Below are 18,020 nucleotides of genomic sequence, written 5' to 3'. Positions count from 1 at the left end.
AGCGATCTCTGACCGGGATGGGCCGCCGTTGTTTTTAGACTTCACAGCGCCGAGGAATCCCATTAGGAAAAACCCGCTTTGGTCCGGGCGGTTCGCCGTCCGGTTAAAAGGGAATGTGGTTCGGTTCACCCAATGGGTGCCAAGTCCACAACTGCCCCCGCAACTGTAGGCGGAGAGCGAAGCCGGAAAATGCCACTGTCGCCCATTGGGTGACGGGAAGGTTCGGCCCAGCGATGACCCGTGAGTCAGGAGACCTGCCAAGGTGCTCACCCTGTTCGGACGCGTGGGGCGTGCCGGGCTGCGGACGTTCCGCATGTGGTGATTTCACCGTCTGCGGGGGGTCACTTTCCCTCGACTGACATTGTTCACATCCGCGACCATAAAGGGTCGTTTTCGAGGGTTATACATGAACCGCTTTACAGTTTTGGCCGCATCCGCTGGCCTGCTCTCACTCTCCGCGCCGGTTGCCGCACAGGAGACATTCGTTTTGGACGAGATCATCGTCACCGGCGGGTTGTCCCCGATTGCTGCCGAAAAATATGGCCGTGCCGTCAGTGTCGTCACCGCAGAAGACATCGAAGAGCGCGGCATCACCACGGTGCAGGACGCCCTGCGCGCCTTGCCCGGCGTGTCGGTCAATGGCACTGGCACAAGTGACACCCAAATCCGCATCCGCGGTGGCGAAGGCAACCACACGCTGGTCCTGATCGACGGCATCGCCGCCGCCGGGGGCGACGGGGAATATATTTTCAGCGGTCTGGAAACCGCCAATATCGAGCGCATCGAAGTGCTGCGCGGGCCGCAATCGGTCTATTACGGCTCAAACGCCTCCGCCGGGGTGATCAACATCATCACCCGCAAAGGCTCGGAGGGCACGACATTGAATGGCAGTCTTGAGGTTGGCTCCGGCACCACTGCGAGCACCTTTGTGGCGCGTAGGGACGCGCGCGGCGGTGTGTCTTTGGCGCTGTCGCACATGGATGATCCGGGCTTTGATCTGTCCGGCGATGGTGGGGAAAAGGACGGGCTGACGCGCTCCACCGCGATCCTGTCGGGCGATTATCAGGCGACAGATGCTCTGAAACTGGGCTTTACCCTGCGCCGCTCTGAGGAACGCTACGAATATGACAGCGACAACTGGATGGCGACGGATGCGGAGTCTTATATCGTGGACGATCCCACGCAGTATGCCAATCGCGATGAGCTGACTGCTGGCGTCTTTGGCGAATACAGCATGATGGAGGGGCGATTGACCCACCGTCTGGCCGTTGAAACCACCCAAAACAGGTTGAAAAACAATGGCGGAGCCACCACCAAGACCACCACAGATGCGGTGAAATACCGGCTCAGCTATGGCATTGACGGCGCGGTGGATCAGGCGGATCAGCTTCTGAATCTGCTGCTGGAACATCGCGAGGATGACAGTACTCTTGACCCGGCCTATGGCCGCGCGGCGACATCGGTGGCACTCGAATATCGCGGCAGCTTTGCTTCGGGGCTTGATGTTCAGGCCGGGGCGCGGTTCGACGACAACGATGTGTTCAAGGATGCGACAACATGGAACCTCGGCCTGTCCTACCTCTTGGACAATGGCGTGCGGCTGCATGGGTCTGCGGGCGAGGGCGTGGTCAATCCCGCTTATTTCGAACTCTATGACAGCTATGGCGGCACCGGAAACCCGGACCTGCAACCGGAGCGCAATCTCAGCTTTGATCTCGGTGTCGAGCTGCCGATCTTTGGCGACCGGGGGACAGTGGATGTGACCCTGTTCAAGGAGCGCCTGACGGATGAAATTACCGCTGTCAGCACCGATCCGGGGTACACCTATATCAACCAGACCGGGAACAGCGACCGGCGCGGTGTCGAGATCGCGGGCGCGCTTGAGGCCACCGACGCGCTGTCTCTGCGTCTTGGCTATACCTATCTTGAGGCCAAAAACCCCGACAACAGCGTCGAAATCCGCCGTCCGCGCCATGAATTGACACTTGGCGGTACGCTTGACGCCTTTGGTGGGCGCGGTGCGGTGTCCGCCGATCTGCGTCATGTGGCGGGCAATTACGACTGGGGAAGCAATCAAACGGTCAAATTGCCCAGCTTCACCACCGTCAATGTGGCGGCGCACTATGATCTGACCGACCGGGTGCAACTCACCGGGCGGGTCGAAAATCTCTTTGATGCGGAGGCCACCGAGGTCTGGGGCTATGCCACGCGGGGCCGCGCGGTTTATGTCGGGCTCAATGCACAGTTCTAGGTCCATTTTGGGTTTTGCTCTGACGGGGGTGTTGCTTTGCTGTGCCCCCGTCATGACGCGCGCGGAGGTCCCCGCGCGCGTTGTCTCGCTGAACCTGTGCACCGATCAGCTTGCGATGATGTTGGCGGCACCGGGGCAATTGAGGTCGGTGTCGTTCTTGGCCTCCGATCCGCGCTCTTCCGCGATGGCGGACGAGGCCAAAGCCTATCCCGCCAATCGCGGTCAGGCCGAAGAGATTTACCTGATGCAGCCCGATCTGGTGGTCGCCGGAGCGTATACCTCTCGCGCCACCGTCGCCTTACTGCAACGCTTGGGCGTGCGGGTCGAGATTTTCGCGCCTGTCACCGCACTGGGCGACGTGCCCGCACAGATCGCGCGGATGGGCGACGTTTTGGGCCAACAGGACAAAGCCGCAGAGGTCATCGCGACCTATGACGCGGATTTGAAAGCCTTTCGGGAGGAGGGGGGGCGCAGTCCCACTGCCGTGCTCTATGAGGCCAATGGCTATACCCCAGGGGCGCAAAGCCTGTCGGGGCAAATTTTAGCCACGGCAGGGTTCACCAACCTGGCCAACGAGGCAGCCTATGCCTGGGGCGGGAACATGCCTCTTGAGGTGTTGGTGATGAAGGCCCCCGAAGCGGTGATCACCAGCCGTCCCTATCCGGGCGGCTCGCGCGCCGAAGATATTCTGAGCCATCCTGCCCTGCGCGCCACCCAAAACAGCCGCAGAGAAGGCAGCGTGTCCGATAGCGATTGGGTCTGCGGCACGCCATATGTTTTGCGCGCGGTCGCGCAGATGGTAAGCCTGCGCCATACGCTGACAAACGGAGAAGATTGATGCGCCTCCATGTGATCCTTTTGATCCTGATGGGGACGCTGTTTGGCGTGGCCTTGATGATCGGCCCGGCAGGCATTGCGCCGCTGGACAGTCTGCGCGCGCTGATCTTTGGCGGCGATGGCCCCATCCCGTTGGTGATGCGCGAAATCCGCCTGCCACGCGCGCTTTTGGCGCTGATGATCGGGGCGGCACTTGGCATGTCGGGGGCGGCGATGCAGGGCTATCTGCGCAACCCATTGGCCGATCCGGGGCTGATCGGCGTGTCGGGTTCGGCGGCTTTGGGCGCGGTGATCGCGATCCAAACCGGCATCGCGGCCACTACCACTTTGGCGCTGCCGTTGTCGGCGCTGGCGGGCGCGTTGATTGGGGTGGTCTTGGTGCTGATACTGGCGGGGCCGCGTGGCGGGTCGCTGACGCTGATCCTCGCGGGCATCGCGATTTCGGCCCTTGCCGGGGCTTTGACCTCTTTGGTTTTGAATCTGTCCTCCAATCCTTTTGCCGCCAATGACATCGTGTTCTGGATGATGGGCTCGCTGGCGGATCGGTCGATGACCCATGTCTGGTTGCGCTGCCGTTGATTGTGGTGGGGTTGGGGATGTTGGCGCTGATGCGCCGGGGGCTTGATGCGTTGACATTGGGCGAAGATGCGGCGCAGGCGATGGGGATCAACCTTGTCCAACTGCGCCTGTTGTTGGTGTTTGGCACGGCCTGCGTGGTCGGTGCCTCCACCGCCGTGGCGGGGGCGATTGGGTTTGTCGGCCTCGTGGTGCCGCATATGTTGCGTGGCTGGGTCGGCGCCCGTCCGGGGCGGCTGCTCTGGGCTTCGGCTCTGGGGGGGGCGGTGATGCTCCTGGCGGCGGACATTGTCGTGCGGGTGATTTTGCCCATGCGCGATCTGAAACTTGGCGTGGTGACGGCACTGGTCGCGCGCCGCTGTTCCTGCATCTGATTTATCGCACACGGAGGGGGCTATGACGTTGCTTTCCGTCGAAGGACTCGCCGTTTCGCTCGGTGGCAGGGCGGTGTTGCAAGACGTCTCCCTGACTGTGGACAAGGGCGAGGTCGTTGGGTTGATCGGGCCAAATGGCGCGGGCAAGACCACGCTTATGCGGGCTATTTTGGGGATTTTGCCGCATCACGGGCGTTCGTCTTTGGCGCAATTGCCGCCGCGGGCGCGCGGCCGTGCCGCCGCGTGGATGCCGCAATCGCGCGAGATTGCTTGGCCGGTGTCGGTTGAAACACTGGTGGCGCTGGGCCGCACACCGCATCTGTCGCCGGGGCAACGCGCCAGTGCCGAGGACCGTGCGGCGGTGGACCGGGCGCTGGCGCGGATGGGGTTGACCGCGTTCCGTCAGCGCATCGTCACGGCCTTGTCAGGTGGCGAACAGGCCCGCGTTTTGATGGCACGTGCGCTGGCGCAAGACGCGCCGCTTTTGATGGCTGATGAACCGATTGCCGGGCTGGACCCGGCGCATCAAATTTCGACCATGCGCACGTTTTCAGCCCTTGCCGCCGAAGGTCAGGCGGTGATCGTGTCCCTGCATGATCTCGGTCTTGGCGTGCGCCATTGCACGCGGCTGATCGTATTGGATCAGGGCCGTATTGTCGCTGATGGTGCGCCCGCCTCGGTGCTGACGCCCACGCTTTTGCGCGATACATTCGGCATTTCAGCTTGGTTCGAGGTCACGCCTCAAGGCCCGGTTTTCCAACCGCTCGAGGTGCTGGAATGACTGTCGCGCTGAACCGGCCTTGGCTGTCTTTCGATCTCGGGCAGGAGATGCAGGTGCTCAGCTGGGCGCTGAACCGTCCGGGGTTTGTCGCCGCGCGGCGCATCCTATGGCGTGAGGTCCGCAACGCCGATCTGACCGAAACGCTGAATGCGCGCGATTGGTTGCTGGGCGAGTTGGCCGGGCTTGACGCGCAAGAGGCCGTGGCCTTTTTGACCTCGCGCGATGTGCGGCGTTTTCAACAAACCGAGGCGGTGGTGGACGGCATTTGCGCCACCTGCGTTGCCACGGTTGGCCTGTCCAATGCGGAGCGTGTGGGGATGCGCGTGCTGCGGCCTCACGATGCCTGGGGCACGATCAACATCGCGGTGCGGCTGAGCCATGGTCTGTCGCAGGCTGGGTTGATTGAGGCGCTCACGATCATCGCCGAGGCCCGCACCGCCGCCATTCTTGATGCTGCCTTGCCGCTTGAGAGCATTGGCGGCACGGCCACCGGCTTTGCCACTGGCACGGGCACCGATTGTATCGCGGTCGCCGCACCTGTCGGGGTCGACGATTATGCTGGCCTGCACACGGCGGTGGGTGAAGCGATCGGGGCCACCGTCTATCGCGCCACGCTTCAAGGCGCTCAGGACTGGCTGGTGGATCGCCAGCATTTTTCATAGGGCTTGTACAGAACGCGCATCAGGGGGGCGATTTGTGACGCGGGTGCGATTGGCAGTCATAGCATGTTGCCCCGATTTCTGAACGTCAAAGCGGGACGTTTGTGCGCGATTCCGGTCGGATGGGGTAAAGTCACCTTCGCTTGAGCATCTATTGTAATGTTATTACATTTTGTATAATCAGGTTGAGCGTTATAAAGTAACATGGAATCAGCGATGCCCCGACTCACTGTCTCGCCCACATGCCGCGCTGATCTGTCTCCGTAGGGCAATGTAATGTAATGTGATCACATACTTATACCTCCTCCCCAAAAACCACCGCGCCCTGTCAAAGCAGCGGCGCGCATGACGAAAGGTATCAAATGCAAGATGCAGTTATCATTGGCGGCAGCTTCGCGGGGCTGACCGCCACGCTTCAACTCGGGCGCGCCAGCCGATCCGTCACAGTGATCGACGCCGGGGTGCCCCGCAACCGAAACTCATCCGGCGCGCATGGTGTGGCGGGGTGGGACGGTCTCTCGCCCAGTGCAATCCTTGAACGGTTCCGAGCCGACCTGAGGGCCTATCCGAGCGTCACGCAGCGCAGCGGTACGGTTACAGCAATCCATGGTGAAGAGGGCGCGTTCTCGGTGACGCTTGCGGATGGCGAAAAAAGTGCCGCAAAACGCATCATTCTGGCTCATGGCGTGCGCGATATTTTACCGGACATTCCCGGTCTCGCACAGGCTTGGGGGCAGACCGTGCTGCACTGTCCCTATTGCCACGGCTATGAGGTCAAGGGCGCACCGCTGGCCGTTCTCGCCACACATCCGATGAGCGCGCATCAGGCCTTGATGTTGCGGGCCGATTGGAGCGCGCAGGTCACCCTGATCACCGGTGGGATGGAGGGGCTTGACCTCGACGCACTGGCCACAGCAGGGGTTCAGATTGAGACCAGAGCGCTGGAGACCGCAACCGCCGATGCCACGGGCATAGACCTCAGCCTGAGCGGCGGCGCCACCGCGCGCTTTGCGGCGCTGTTTGTCGGCCCGCGGACAAGCTTGGCGGCCAGCCCGGCAGAACAGCTTGGTTGCGCCTTGGCCGACGGGCCGACGGGGTCGTTCGTCAAGGTTGGTGCGATGGCCCAGACCAGCGTGCCGGGCGTGTTTGCTGCAGGCGATCTTTCCCGCCCGATGCCCAATATCAACTTCGCCCTTGCGGATGGCGCGCAGGCGGGCACGGGCTGCCATGCCTCGCTGCTGTTTCCCGATCTTGTCACACCCTTGGAGGTCACCCCATGACCGATACCCGCCTTCCTGTCACTGTTTTGTCCGGCTTTTTGGGCGCGGGAAAGACCACGCTTTTGAACCGCGTGTTGAACAACCGCGAGGGGCGGCGTGTGGCGGTGATCGTCAACGACATGTCAGAGATCAACATCGACGCCGATCTGGTGCGCGAGGGTGGGGCGAACCTCAGCCACACGGATGAGACCTTGGTTGAGATGTCGAATGGCTGCATCTGCTGCACCCTGCGTGATGATCTTTTGCAAGAGGTGCGGCGGCTGGCCGAGGATGGGCGGTTTGATTATCTGCTGATCGAGTCGACCGGAATTTCTGAACCTCTGCCCGTGGCCGCGACGTTTGATTTCCGCGACGAGGCGGGTGAGAGCCTATCGGATGTGTCGCGCCTCGACACAATGGTGACCGTGGTTGATGCGGTGAACCTGTTGCGGGATTATTCCAGCCATGATTTCCTGCGTGACCGGGGCGAGACATTGGGCGACGAAGACGAGCGCACGTTGGTCAATCTGTTGGTCGAACAGATCGAATTCGCCGATGTGGTGATCCTCAACAAGGTCGGTGACGCCGAGCCGCATCAGGTGGACGCGGCACGCAAGATCATCCGGAGCCTGAACGCCGATGCGCGGGTCATCGAGACCAGTCACAGCGAGGTGCCGACGGAGGCGATCCTTGATACCGGGCTGTTCGATTTTGACAAAGCGCATGAACATCCGATGTGGGCCAAGGAGCTATACGGCTTTGCCGATCATGTGCCCGAAACTGAGGAATACGGCGTCACCAGCCATGTCTACCGCGCCCGCCGTCCGTTTGAGCCAGAGAAAATCATGGCCGTGTTGAATGGTGAAATGAGTGGTGTCATCCGCGCCAAGGGGCATTTCTGGATCGCGACACAGCCCGATTGGGTGGCGGAATTCTCGCTTGCGGGGGCTCTGTCTTCGGTCAAGCCGCTGGGCACATGGTGGGCCGCAGTGCCAAAGGACCGCTGGCCGGATCATGAGGGTGCGCGCAACTATATGGCCGCGCATTGGGCAGAGCCTTGGGGCGACCGCAGGCAGGAGATCGTCTTTATCGGCTCGGGGATTGACTGGCCCGCGCTCAAGGCGCGTCTGGACGCCTGTCTTGTGCCCGAACATCTGGCCGTGGGTCCCGATGCACGGACCGATCTGCCCGATCCGTTTCCCGTCTGGCGGCGAGCGGCGGTGGCATGAGCTGTCATCCCCATTGGCCAGAGGCCCCGGAGGCGGCACGATGAGGGCGACGAACCGGGGCACCACGGGCCTCAAACCCAAACGCCGCAGCGAAGACCCGATGCGCGCCTATGACACTTTGCCCGCCCCCGTGCGTGCATGGTTGTCAGAGGCCGCATTGCCTTGGTCGCCCGCATCCTGTCGTAAAATCTTGCGGCGGGCGCAGGCGCGCGGCGAAGGCGTTGCACAGATATTGGCGCGCCTGGATCGCGCCGAACAAAAGACCCTCGCCCGCGACAAGGCCTTTCCCTTTGCCCCCAAGGCCGCCGCTCGTTTCACAGATCAGGACAGCACCACATGACACGCTTCAGCGCCTGTCGGCATCTGTCAGCGTTGCGCGTTTTATTGTGCAATGCCCAACTCTGCCCAAACGCCACATCGCGTCTGTGTTGCAGTGACCCTCAAACTTTGACTTATATGACACCGAAAGGACCCCTTATGAAACCGATCCGTTTTGCCCTTCTGGCCTCCCTCACTGCCGCGCCGCTGTGGGCGCAAGAGACCCGCGAAATGGACGCGCATGTCCATGGCGTCAGCACGCTTGAGCTTGCCGTCGAGGGGGAGATCATCGAGATGAACCTTATGTCGCCCGGCATGGATCTTGTCGGTTTCGAATACGCCGCCAGCACGGATGCGGATAAGGACAAAGTGGAGGCGGCGATCCGCACGCTGTTGCTGCCTGAAAACGTCATTGCGCTGCCAAAGGCTGCGGGGTGCCGGTTGACCGAAGTTCTGGCCCATCTTCACGCCGGTGATCACGACGACGATCACGACGACGATCAGGATGACGATCATGATCAGGACGCTGCGACCGAGGCGCATAGCCACGATGACGGCGACGATCACGCCCATACGGAGGGGGCCGCACATAGCGAATTCCACGCGCGCTACATCTTTGCCTGTGCCCAGCCGCAAGAGCTCACCACCCTTGGCTTCCCCTTCTTCGAACGCTTTGAAAACGCACATGAAATCGAGGCGCATTATGTCACCGCAACCGGCGCGGGCGCGGCGGAGATCAATCGCTCGGTTGCGAAACTGACGTTGGACTGACCATGACGATACCCGTCCTTGCTCTTGATGATGTTGCCTTTGCATGGCCGGGCCGGGGCGGGTTTTCTCTGTCCTGTCCGGCCTTTCAGATGGCGCCCGGTGAACGGGTGCTGCTGATTGGGGCCAGCGGATCGGGGAAATCCACGCTTCTGTCGTTGATCTGCGGCATCGTTCCTGCCACGCGGGGACGGGTCTCGGTCGGCGGCACCGATCTTGGCACGCTGAGCGCGGGCGGGCGCGACCGGTTCCGGGCCGAACAGATCGGCGTGATTTTTCAACAGTTCAATTTGCTGCCCTATGCGAAGGTCATCGACAATATCCTTTTGCCGCTGCGCTTTGCGCCGCATCGGCGGGCCCGCGCGGGGGGTGCCGTGACAGAAGCCGCGCGGCTTTGCGCCGGACTTGGCCTGCCGGATGAGGTTTTGAGCAGGCAGGCGGGGCGGCTGAGCGTGGGTCAGCAACAACGCGTCGCGGTGGCGCGCGCCCTGATCGGTGCGCCGCCTTTGATCGTCGCGGACGAACCCACCTCGGCGCTCGATGCCGAGACACAGGACAGTTTTCTGCGCCTGTTGTTTGATCGCACAGATGAAGTGCAGTCTGCGCTGTTGATGGTCAGCCATGACGAAAGGCTCGCCCCGCGGTTCGACCGGGTCATCCGCCTTGCGGATATTGTGAGTACCGAAAGGAGCGCAGCATGATCTTGCGTCTGGCCATCGGGTCATTATGCGCGCGCGCCCTGACGGTTGGCATGACGATTCTGGCCATCGCGCTTTCGGTCGCGCTTTTCCTGGGTGTGGAAAAAATCCGCACCGGCGCACGCGCCAGTTTTGCCGACACGATTTCAGGCACGGACCTGATTGTCGGGGCGCGTTCCGGGTCGGTGCAGCTTTTGCTCTATTCCGTTTTTCGCATCGGTAACGCCACCAACAACGTGACATGGGACAGCTATCAGGACATCAAATCCCGCCCCGAGGTGGATTGGATCGTGCCGATCTCACTGGGCGACAGCCATCGCCAGTTTCGCGTCATGGGGACGACATCGGGGTTTTTTGAACATTACAAATATCGCGGCGGGCGAGCGTTGGAGATCCCCGAAGGCCATGGGCTCGAGGACCTTTACGATGCGGTCGTCGGTGCCGATGTGGCCGCCACTTTGGGCTACGCCGTGGGCGATCCGATCGTGGTGTCGCATGGGCTTGCCTCCTTCACCGCCCATGACGATCAGCCATTTCGGATTGCGGGCATCATCGCCAAAACCGGGACGCCCGTGGACCGGACAGTGATCGTCAGCCTCGAGGCGATTGAGGCCATCCATGTCGATTGGCAAAGTGGCGCGAAGTCCGGCCAGATCACGCCGCGCGAGGTCATTCGCGACATGGACCTGACGCCCACCGCGATCACGGCGGCACTGGTCGGGGTCAAGTCGCGGTTGCAGGTTTTTGGCCTGCAACGCTGGATCAACGACTATCCCGAGGAGCCCGTGTTGGCCATTCTGCCGGGGGTGGCGCTTCAGGAGCTTTGGCAGATCGTCGGAGTGGCCGAAACCGCCTTGATCGGCGTGTCCGCGATGGTGGTGGTGACGGCGCTGATTGGCATGATGGCGATGATTTTCTCAAGCCTCAATGAGCGTAGGCGGGAGATGGCGATTTGGCGCGCGATGGGGGCGCGGCCCAGCACCATTTTGGGCCTTTTGGTGCTTGAAGCGATGCTGGTGGCGGCGGCGGGGGCTTTGCTTGGCCTCGGGTTTTTGTACCTCGGCCTCGTGATTGGACAGCCTTGGGTGGACGCCGCCTTTGGGATTTGGTTGCCGATTGAGCCGCCTTCGCCGCGCGACGCCTTGGCGCTTGGTTTCGTGATCGGCGCGGCAGCGCTCACCAGCCTTTTTCCGGCGCTCAGGGCCTATCGCTTGTCGCTCGCCGATGGCATGATGGTGCGGATATGAAAGCACAGCTTCCCCTCACACGCAGACAGTTCGGCTGTCTTGCCCTCGCAACCACAGCCCTGCCGCGCGCGGCCCTCGCCATGCCGTTTCAGGAACTCACCTGGGAGGAACTGATCCCGCCCGGCGTGCCCTATTCGGAGATCATCGGTGAAGGCGCTCTTGATGAGCAAAACGACACGTGGAAACCGATCTTTGACGAGAACGCGACCAAGTTGAACACGGCTCTGGACGGCGCGTCGGTCAAATTGCCCGGCTATATCATTCCGATGGAAATCGGAGCCGAGGGCGTGACCGGGTTTATCCTGGTGCCCTATACCGGGGCCTGTATCCATGTGCCGCCGCCGCCGCCAAATCAATTGGTCTATGTGACCACGCAGACGCCTTGGCCATCAAACAAGCTGTGGGATGCGATCTGGGTCTATGGCCGCCTGAACGCGCGGTTGCAATCGACGGAGATCGCCGAGATTGGCTATGAGATCGTGGCGAGCAAGATCGAGATCTACGTCTGGTAGCGGCCCGCCATTGCGGGCGCATCAAAAGGGTGCGCGTCAGCCTTTGCTCTCAAACCGAACGACAAGTTTGATCGGCTTTCCCGTCGGTGTCGGGGTAAACGGACCGGCGCGTTGCACTTGGGCAAGCGCGATTTTGTCGATCCCGGCATGGCCCGAGCTTTGCACAATCGCCACGTTTGAAATCGCGCCCGAGGCGGTGATGGTCAAACCCACCATCGCCTTGCCCCGTGCGCCCGCAGAGCGTTTTGGCACCCGCGCGATTTTGCGCAAAATCTGGCTTTGATAGGAGCGAACGGCCCCGTCTCCGGCGTTCGATGCCGTGGGTTTGGCGGTTTTTTGCGACCGCTGCGCTGCGTCACCCGGCGTGGTCGTTACCGCGCCCTTCTTAGCGTTTGTGTCCGCATTGCCGGATTGCGACGGCGGTTGTGTTGCCGGTTTTGGGGGTTTCTTGACCTCTGGCGGCGTGGGTTTGGGCGGTGGTGTGTGTGCCACAATGCGCTCCTGTGGGGCTTGTGCCGTCACCTGCGGGCTGTCTGGCACAAGCGCCTTGGGCGGGACGGGGGCCTCGGTCGGGATGGGCATATCCGTGGGTGGGGTTTCAGGCGTTTGAACCGCAGAAACAGGCGGCGTTTCCATCGGGACCACCGGGTGCACGGAGCCTGCAACCAAATCCTCGAACCCCAATCCGAGCGCCACCTCACCCGCCACCACACCCCCGTCCAAGACGGGCGCGGGGGCGGCGGGCATCCAGCCGGCGGCAAAGACATGCGCCCCGACTGAGACCCAAAGCGCGCCCAGGAACCACGTTTTTTTCATCGCAAGGCCCTTTCTGTCATCACCCGGACATGCGTGCCGCCCCCCGCAACGGCGATCTCGCGCGCCAATGCGACCAGCGCCTGCGCGGGCACGCGGGCGTCGGGCAAAATGCGCAAGGCATCAGTGGGCGCGGATGTGTCGGCGGTGGTTGTCGTCACAAAGGCCTCGACCGTCGTCACTTCCCCGCGCCACATCAAAGAGCCGTCCTGCATCAGCACCAAGGCATCGGGCGGCGGCACCACATTGGGATCGTCGGTGCGCACCAAAGTGACCTCAGAGGGCAAGGGGCGGGCGACCTGTGCGGCCACGAGGAAAAAGATCAGCATCAAAAACACGACATTGATCAGTGGCAATGTCGGCTCTGTGCGGGAGGTCCGGCGGTTGGAAAGGCGACGCATGGTTTACTCCAGAACGGCAAATCTTGTGTTGGGCAAGGCGCTCAACACTTGGACCACCTCGACAAACCCCTGCGCATCGGCGTTTTGTGACACTGACAACAACAGGCGGGCGTGGCCGTCGCGGCGAAACGGGTCCACGGCGGCAGCTATATCGGCCGGTGCCGATCTGTGGCCATTGATCACGACACCGTCAGCATCAAGCCGGGCAAAGACCACCGGGGTGTCATCAAAATCGGGGGACGCCGCGCCACCGGAGACCGTCAATTCCACCTCGCCAAATTTTGAAAATGTCGAGGACAGCATAAAGAACAACAGCAGCAGAAAGATCACGTCGATCAGCGAAGTGAGCGACAGCCGCCCCCGTGAGGTGCGCGGATTACCCGGCATGGACCGGCTCCAACGGGCGATCAGATGTGGTGGGGGCGTTGAACAGATTTGGCACCAATACCTCCTCAAGCGCATCGCGCAGCGCGCGCTCATGACGCTCCAGACAACCATCAAACCACGACAGCGCCATCGAAGTCGGCATCGCCACGATCAGCCCGGCCGCGGTGGTCACCAAGGCGACCCAAATCCCGCCTGCAAGCACCGCAGGATCGGCTGTGCCACCCGCCGTTTGCAAGGTTTGAAAGGCGGTGATCATGCCCATAACGGTGCCAAAAAGCCCAAGCAGGGGGGCCACTTGCGCGATGACATCCAACAGGCGCAGACCACGCCCGACCCGTTCGAAATCCCGCTCCATTCGCGCGATTGCACGGGCGCGAATATCGGCTTCGGCCCGCCCTGATCGTTTCGCCATTTGGCTCTGAACCACAATGTCACGCCCAAACCCACGCGACACCTGCGCGCCGATGCCATTGGCGTAAAACACCAGCGCCTTCCACAGGATACAGGCCAATGCCAACACGGAAAACCCGATCAAAAGGGCGACAACCGGCCCGCCCAAATCAATGAGGTCGGACAGGCGGAGCAAAGCTTGGGAAATCATTGCTGCACCTCCATCGTGTCCATGCGCGAGGTGAAGGAAATGGCATCAATACAGGCGTTGCCCGCAGCCGTGGCGCAGGTCTCGACGTTGTTGAACAGGATCATGCCCACATCGTCACAACGGGTTTGCGGCACATCGAATTGCCGCACCCGCAACCCACCCTCGGGCACCGTGCCAAAGTCGAACAGGGTAAAGCTGCGCACGCCGCCCTTTTGGTCGAACAACACCGTCTGGGTTTCAAGGGCGCTCAGACCGGTGGGGGCGGTCACGGTAAAGGTCAGTCGACAGGCGTCTTGTGCGGCTGTGGCGGTGTTCAACTCGACGACCGGCGCATCAAAAGCGGTGGCGGTGCCCGCAATCAGGCAAAAGGTGCAGGTCATTTGGATCAAACGGTTTGGCGGGAAGAACATGTCATCTCCATCAGATCAAGAGTGGGGCGCGCGGGCGGAGGCGCGGATGTGATTGGGGTGATGCGAGGCCGCTTGTGGTAAAATCCACGGCCCGCCAAAGGGCGGCGGTGTGTTGGTGCGCAGCGTACAGCCGTAACAGGCCGACAGATGCGCATCGGTGAACACCTCTTTGGGGGTGCCAACACCTTGGACCCGGCCTTGGTCCAAAAGTGTGACCCGATCCGCGAACATCGCGGTGAGGTTCAGATCATGCATGACGGCGACAACGCCGCCGCCCATTTGCGCGAAATCATGGGCGATTTGCATGACCACCAACTGATGCCCAATATCAAGCGCCGAGACAGGTTCATCGAGAAACAACCATCGCGGCATATCGTCCAAAACCGGCTCCCAGATTTGCAATAACACCCGTGCCAATTGCACCCGCTGCCGCTCGCCGCCGGACAGCTCCTGGACCGAGCGGCCTTCAAATCCGCTTAATCCCACCCGCGCGAGGGCTTGGTGAGGCAGGGTGTCTTGTCCGGAGGTCGCAGAGGTCGCGAAGCCCCGTGTCAGGCCCAGCCGCACCAGTTCCAGAACGGTAAAGGGAAAGGCGACATGGCCCGATTGTGGCAATACCGCGCGGCGCGTGGCCAAGTCAGCCGACGACATCTTTGCAATGTTTTGCCCATCCAGACGGGTCACGCCGCCTGCGTTGATCTCGCCGGTGATGGCTTTGAGCAGGGTGGTTTTCCCCGATCCGTTCGGTCCGACGATGGCAGTCATCTCACCGGCTTTGGCGGTGAAATCCACCCTGTCCAAAACCCGGCGGCTGCCGTATGTGACGGTGATACTGTGAGCCTCAAGCATGGTTACATCTCCAAAATCGCGCGGTTTTTGAGCAAGATCCACAAAAAGAACGGTCCCCCCAACACGGCAGTTACAATCCCGATGGGGAGCTCTGCGGGGGCCACAACCGTGCGGCTGATCATGTCGGCCAAAAGGACCACAATCGCGCCCAGAATGGCGGCATTGGGCAGGAGCAGACGGTGCACCGGACCTTGCACCAAACGTAGCAGATGCGGCACGACGATACCGACAAAACCAATGCCGCCGGTGATCGCGACACAGGCCCCGACCGAGGCCGCGACGCTGAGAATGGCGAGGCGTTTCATCCGTTGGACATCGACGCCAAGATGGTTGGCCACGGGTTCGCCCAAGGCCAAAGCATCCAGCGCGCGGGCCAGAAACGGCGCGCTGATCAAGGTCAGCACAATGATCGGACCGGCGGCCAGAAGTTTGGCCCAAGTGGCCCCTGCGACTGACCCCATGCCCCAAAAGGTCAGGTCGCGCAATTGATCATCACTGGCGCGATAGACGATGAATCCGGTGACCGCGCCGGTGAGCGCGCCCAAGGCAATGCCCGCCAAAAGCATCGTCGCCACGGAGGTGTGCCCGCCGCGTGTGGCGATTTTATAGAGGACAAGCGTCGAGGCCCAACCGCCCAAAAACGCCGCCAAGGGGATGAGAGCAGCCCCGGTGGCGGCTTGGACCGCTACGGGAAGGAACCCGCCCAAAACGATGGCGGCCACCGCGCCAAACCCCGCGCCTGCGCTGACACCGACAAGACCGGGATCGGCCAGAGGGTTGCGAAACAGCCCCTGCATGACCGTGCCAGACACCGCCAAGGCCGCGCCGACAAGCGCGCCGGTGACCATGCGCGGCATCCGAATGTCCCAAACGATGGCCATGTCGCGCAGGCTGGCCGTCCCGATCCCGGCTTTCGCGGCCAAGGCGCCGGGCACGTCAATGCCCGAGGCCGCGCCCCATCCGAGGCTGAACAACATCACCACGATCAAAGCCAGGACCAACGCCATGCGCAGAGCCAAAGCCCGCATCTGGCGGTCTCCGGCAAGCGCTGCGGGACGGCGTGGGGCGAGGCGCGAGGTCACGAATGCCATGGATCACTCCAGTCTTTCGGTGGAGGCCGTGCCGACCAGCGCCTCATGCAGGTCTTGCGCGAAAACTGCGGTGCGCGGGCCGAACCCCAATGCGGCGGGGTCAACCTTGACAAACCGACCCTGAGCGGCGGCGGGGCTTTGCGCCAAGGCGGGCAGGGCAAAGATTTCATTGGCGCGGCCTTCGTGGTCGGCCTCGCCCGTCATCATCACAATGACATCGGGGGCGGCTTCGATCAGGGCTTCGTCGCCCATGATCTTGTAGCCGTTGAACGCAGGGGCCATGACGTTATCTCCGCCCGCCATCTCGATGATCCCGTTTGCGCCGGTCTGTGCACCAGCGACGTTGAGCCGTCCGGCTTGGTTCGAGAGGATAAACAAGACGCGTGGCTTGTCTGTTTGCTCCGCGAGGGATGCGTCAAGTTCCGCGAATTGCGCGGCAATTTTGGCGTGCAGGGTCGCCGCCGCCTCTTCTGCGCCAATTGCGGCACCGATGGCGGTAATATTGTCCAAAACCGCCTCTTTGGTGAAACTGTCATGGATGCTGACCACCGGGATTGAGGCCGCGCGCAATTGGTCCAGCGTTTCGGGCGGTCCCGCCGTGTCGCGGGTGACGATCAGGTCGGGACCAACAGACAGCACCCCCTCCGCCGACAATTGGCGCATGTAGCCGATATCCAGCAGCGCAGTCACGGCCTCGGGGTAGAGCGAGGTGGTGTCGCGGGCGATGACCCGCGCGCCTGCGCCAAGGGCGAAAATGGTTTCGGTCACCGGCCCGCCAATGGCAACAATGGCCTGTGCGTCGGGATAGTTTTGTGCGACGGCCCCTGTGGGGAGCGCGAGCGCGAGGGCAAAAAACGCAGACCTCATACCAAGGCCTCCTCACGGGTCGGAAGATCGGCCAGAATGCCGTGCCATGTGGCAAGATCATCGGTGTCACCATCGCGCTGACCGAAACATTGGAAGATCAAATCGCCTTGGGCATCAAAGGCTTCGAGCGAAATAGCGGGGCCGCGTTTGGTCGGTTTTTCAACCACATAGGCTTCGGCCACATGATCGGCGCGCAGATGCAGGTTGAACATCGGGTCCAGCACATTGAGCCAGGGCCCCATCACTTTGATCGTCTCAAGCTTACCCCAATGGATCTGAATATTGCCGGGATTGCCCACGAACAGGATCACCTTTTGAGCCGCCTTGGACACCGCGGTCATGAAGGGTTCGACACTGTCCGGTGCAACCGGGCGTACCCACGGCTCACCAAGAGCCGCGCGATAGGCACCAAGGCGGTTCATGCCGAGTTTGGCGGTGATCCGGTTGAACTGATGCGTGTCGCTCATCTTGGCCCATTCGCTGAGCAAAACGTCCCGCTTGTCCATGTTCATCTTTGCGCCTTGGGCGCGCGCGCGGGGGCTGACGGTGAGCGTGTCGCTTTGATCTTCTAGTGCAAGATCGGAGACGAGCGGGGCCCATGCCGCATGGTTCGAGTTCTCGCGCAGATAGATTTTTTGCAACGCATCGCCCGCGTGATCGAAAAACTGAAGCGATTTGCGCGTACCGCTTTCCGTGGGCACTTCGATGGCATACCCAAACGCCCAATGTTTGGGAAAGATGCGCGTGTCGATGTCCGGGCCAAGCACCATCGAGGCATGTGGTCCGGCGCGGTAATCGAGAAATGTGCCGACCCGTTCGTGAACACAGGACGCATTCCGGGTCAGCGCCATCACTTCGCCAAGCTCTTTGACGCGGGGCAGGACCTCGTCGGGGTGATGTGCGATACGGGTGACGCGATGCGCGCCATGGGTGCCCGCGAAGGCGGCCACCAATTGGGCCTCGGAAATGCCAAGTTTTTCGGCCAGATCGCGGTCCCGGATTTTGGTGGCGTCGGTTTTGGCGCTGCGAATGGCTGAGGCGGTCAGAGGGGCGGTCAGGGGGTTGGGCAGGTGTTCGGTCATGGGGATATCC

At 62.0% G+C, this 18,020-nt stretch carries 20 protein-coding genes, 1 pseudogene and 1 riboswitch; of the genes and pseudogenes, 12 read left to right on the top strand and 9 right to left on the bottom strand.

Annotated features, from left to right (window positions below):
• Window positions 1–62 precede the first annotated feature (62 nt).
• A riboswitch (cobalamin riboswitch) is annotated at window positions 63–276 on the top strand.
• Window positions 277–406: 130 nt separating this feature from the next.
• From C8029_RS03365 to C8029_RS03310, 12 genes and pseudogenes are all read left to right on the top strand, one after another.
• Window positions 407–2,251, top strand: a complete 1,845-nt coding sequence (locus C8029_RS03365) for a TonB-dependent receptor plug domain-containing protein (protein WP_009571062.1) — start codon at window positions 407–409, stop codon at window positions 2,249–2,251.
• Window positions 2,238–3,089 (top strand): ABC transporter substrate-binding protein, encoded by an 852-nt coding sequence (locus C8029_RS03360; RefSeq protein ID WP_303704430.1) that lies wholly within the window; start codon window positions 2,238–2,240, stop codon window positions 3,087–3,089. Before C8029_RS03365 ends, C8029_RS03360 begins: the two co-directional genes overlap by 14 nt.
• Window positions 3,089–4,064, top strand: a pseudogene (locus C8029_RS03355) (FecCD family ABC transporter permease). Before C8029_RS03360 ends, C8029_RS03355 begins: the two are co-directional and overlap by 1 nt.
• Window positions 4,061–4,819 (top strand): ABC transporter ATP-binding protein, encoded by a 759-nt coding sequence (locus tag C8029_RS03350; RefSeq protein ID WP_009571059.1) that lies wholly within the window; start codon window positions 4,061–4,063, stop codon window positions 4,817–4,819. The pseudogene C8029_RS03355 and the gene C8029_RS03350 overlap by 4 nt, the downstream one beginning before the upstream one ends.
• Window positions 4,816–5,481 (top strand): adenosylcobinamide amidohydrolase, encoded by a 666-nt coding sequence (locus tag C8029_RS03345; protein WP_009571058.1) that lies wholly within the window; start codon window positions 4,816–4,818, stop codon window positions 5,479–5,481. Before C8029_RS03350 ends, C8029_RS03345 begins: the two co-directional genes overlap by 4 nt.
• Window positions 5,482–5,840: 359 nt before the next feature.
• Window positions 5,841–6,758 (top strand): NAD(P)/FAD-dependent oxidoreductase, encoded by a 918-nt coding sequence (locus tag C8029_RS03340; RefSeq protein ID WP_152002232.1) that lies wholly within the window; start codon window positions 5,841–5,843, stop codon window positions 6,756–6,758.
• A complete protein-coding gene (gene zigA, locus C8029_RS03335) occupies window positions 6,755–7,966 on the top strand; it encodes a zinc metallochaperone GTPase ZigA (protein ID WP_152002231.1) in 1,212 nt (403 codons plus the stop codon). The genes C8029_RS03340 and zigA overlap by 4 nt, the downstream gene beginning before the upstream one ends.
• A 40-nt stretch (window positions 7,967–8,006) precedes the next feature.
• Window positions 8,007–8,306: a DUF6525 family protein gene (locus C8029_RS03330; protein ID WP_009571055.1), complete on the top strand. Its 300-nt coding sequence runs from the start codon at window positions 8,007–8,009 to the stop codon at window positions 8,304–8,306.
• Between the two features lie 137 nt (window positions 8,307–8,443).
• The gene (gene zrgA, locus C8029_RS03325) at window positions 8,444–9,055 is read left to right on the top strand and encodes a zinc uptake protein ZrgA (RefSeq protein ID WP_009571054.1); all 612 of its coding nucleotides are present in this window, start codon (window positions 8,444–8,446) and stop codon (window positions 9,053–9,055) included.
• Window positions 9,056–9,057: 2 nt separating this feature from the next.
• Entirely contained in the window at window positions 9,058–9,753 is a 696-nt protein-coding gene (locus C8029_RS03320; protein WP_009571053.1) for an ABC transporter ATP-binding protein, read from the top strand.
• A complete protein-coding gene (locus C8029_RS03315) occupies window positions 9,750–10,997 on the top strand; it encodes an ABC transporter permease (protein WP_009571052.1) in 1,248 nt (415 codons plus the stop codon). Before C8029_RS03320 ends, C8029_RS03315 begins: the two co-directional genes overlap by 4 nt.
• Window positions 10,994–11,509: a DUF3299 domain-containing protein gene (locus C8029_RS03310; RefSeq protein WP_009571051.1), complete on the top strand. Its 516-nt coding sequence runs from the start codon at window positions 10,994–10,996 to the stop codon at window positions 11,507–11,509. Before C8029_RS03315 ends, C8029_RS03310 begins: the two co-directional genes overlap by 4 nt.
• Before the next feature lie 36 nt (window positions 11,510–11,545).
• On the opposite strand, the gene C8029_RS03305 is transcribed toward C8029_RS03310, so the two are convergent.
• From C8029_RS03305 to C8029_RS03265, 9 genes are read right to left on the bottom strand one after another with little or no spacing between them, the layout of a single operon-like run.
• Window positions 11,546–12,325: an energy transducer TonB gene (locus C8029_RS03305; protein ID WP_009571050.1), complete on the bottom strand. Its 780-nt coding sequence runs from the start codon at window positions 12,323–12,325 to the stop codon at window positions 11,546–11,548.
• Window positions 12,322–12,723, bottom strand: coding sequence for an ExbD/TolR family protein (locus C8029_RS03300; protein WP_009571049.1), 402 nt, complete (start codon window positions 12,721–12,723; stop codon window positions 12,322–12,324). Before C8029_RS03300 ends, C8029_RS03305 begins: the two co-directional genes overlap by 4 nt.
• Window positions 12,724–12,726: 3 nt before the next feature.
• Window positions 12,727–13,110 carry a biopolymer transporter ExbD gene (locus tag C8029_RS03295; RefSeq protein ID WP_009571048.1) on the bottom strand — a complete coding sequence of 128 codons (384 nt, stop codon included), beginning with the start codon at window positions 13,108–13,110 and terminating at the stop codon, window positions 12,727–12,729.
• Entirely contained in the window at window positions 13,100–13,711 is a 612-nt protein-coding gene (locus C8029_RS03290) for a MotA/TolQ/ExbB proton channel family protein (RefSeq protein WP_152002230.1), read from the bottom strand. Before C8029_RS03290 ends, C8029_RS03295 begins: the two co-directional genes overlap by 11 nt.
• Entirely contained in the window at window positions 13,708–14,121 is a 414-nt protein-coding gene (locus C8029_RS03285; RefSeq protein WP_009571046.1) for a hypothetical protein, read from the bottom strand. Before C8029_RS03285 ends, C8029_RS03290 begins: the two co-directional genes overlap by 4 nt.
• A 15-nt stretch (window positions 14,122–14,136) precedes the next feature.
• On the bottom strand, window positions 14,137–14,970 hold the full coding sequence (locus tag C8029_RS03280; protein ID WP_009571045.1) for a heme ABC transporter ATP-binding protein: 834 nt from the start codon (window positions 14,968–14,970) through the stop codon (window positions 14,137–14,139).
• Window positions 14,971–14,972: 2 nt separating this feature from the next.
• Complete coding sequence (locus tag C8029_RS03275; RefSeq protein ID WP_152002229.1) at window positions 14,973–16,061, bottom strand: FecCD family ABC transporter permease; 1,089 nt, start codon at window positions 16,059–16,061, stop codon at window positions 14,973–14,975.
• A 3-nt stretch (window positions 16,062–16,064) separates the two neighbouring features.
• Window positions 16,065–16,928: a heme/hemin ABC transporter substrate-binding protein gene (locus tag C8029_RS03270; RefSeq protein WP_152002228.1), complete on the bottom strand. Its 864-nt coding sequence runs from the start codon at window positions 16,926–16,928 to the stop codon at window positions 16,065–16,067.
• Window positions 16,925–18,010, bottom strand: coding sequence for a hemin-degrading factor (locus C8029_RS03265; protein ID WP_152002227.1), 1,086 nt, complete (start codon window positions 18,008–18,010; stop codon window positions 16,925–16,927). Before C8029_RS03265 ends, C8029_RS03270 begins: the two co-directional genes overlap by 4 nt.
• Window positions 18,011–18,020 lie beyond the last annotated feature (10 nt).

Origin of the sequence: Roseobacter sp. TSBP12, assembly GCF_009129705.1 — a bacterium.
GTDB lineage: Bacteria > Pseudomonadota > Alphaproteobacteria > Rhodobacterales > Rhodobacteraceae > Celeribacter > Celeribacter baekdonensis_A.
Note: the sequence above shows the minus strand (reverse complement) of the source record. Positions and strands in the feature narration are given on the sequence as shown.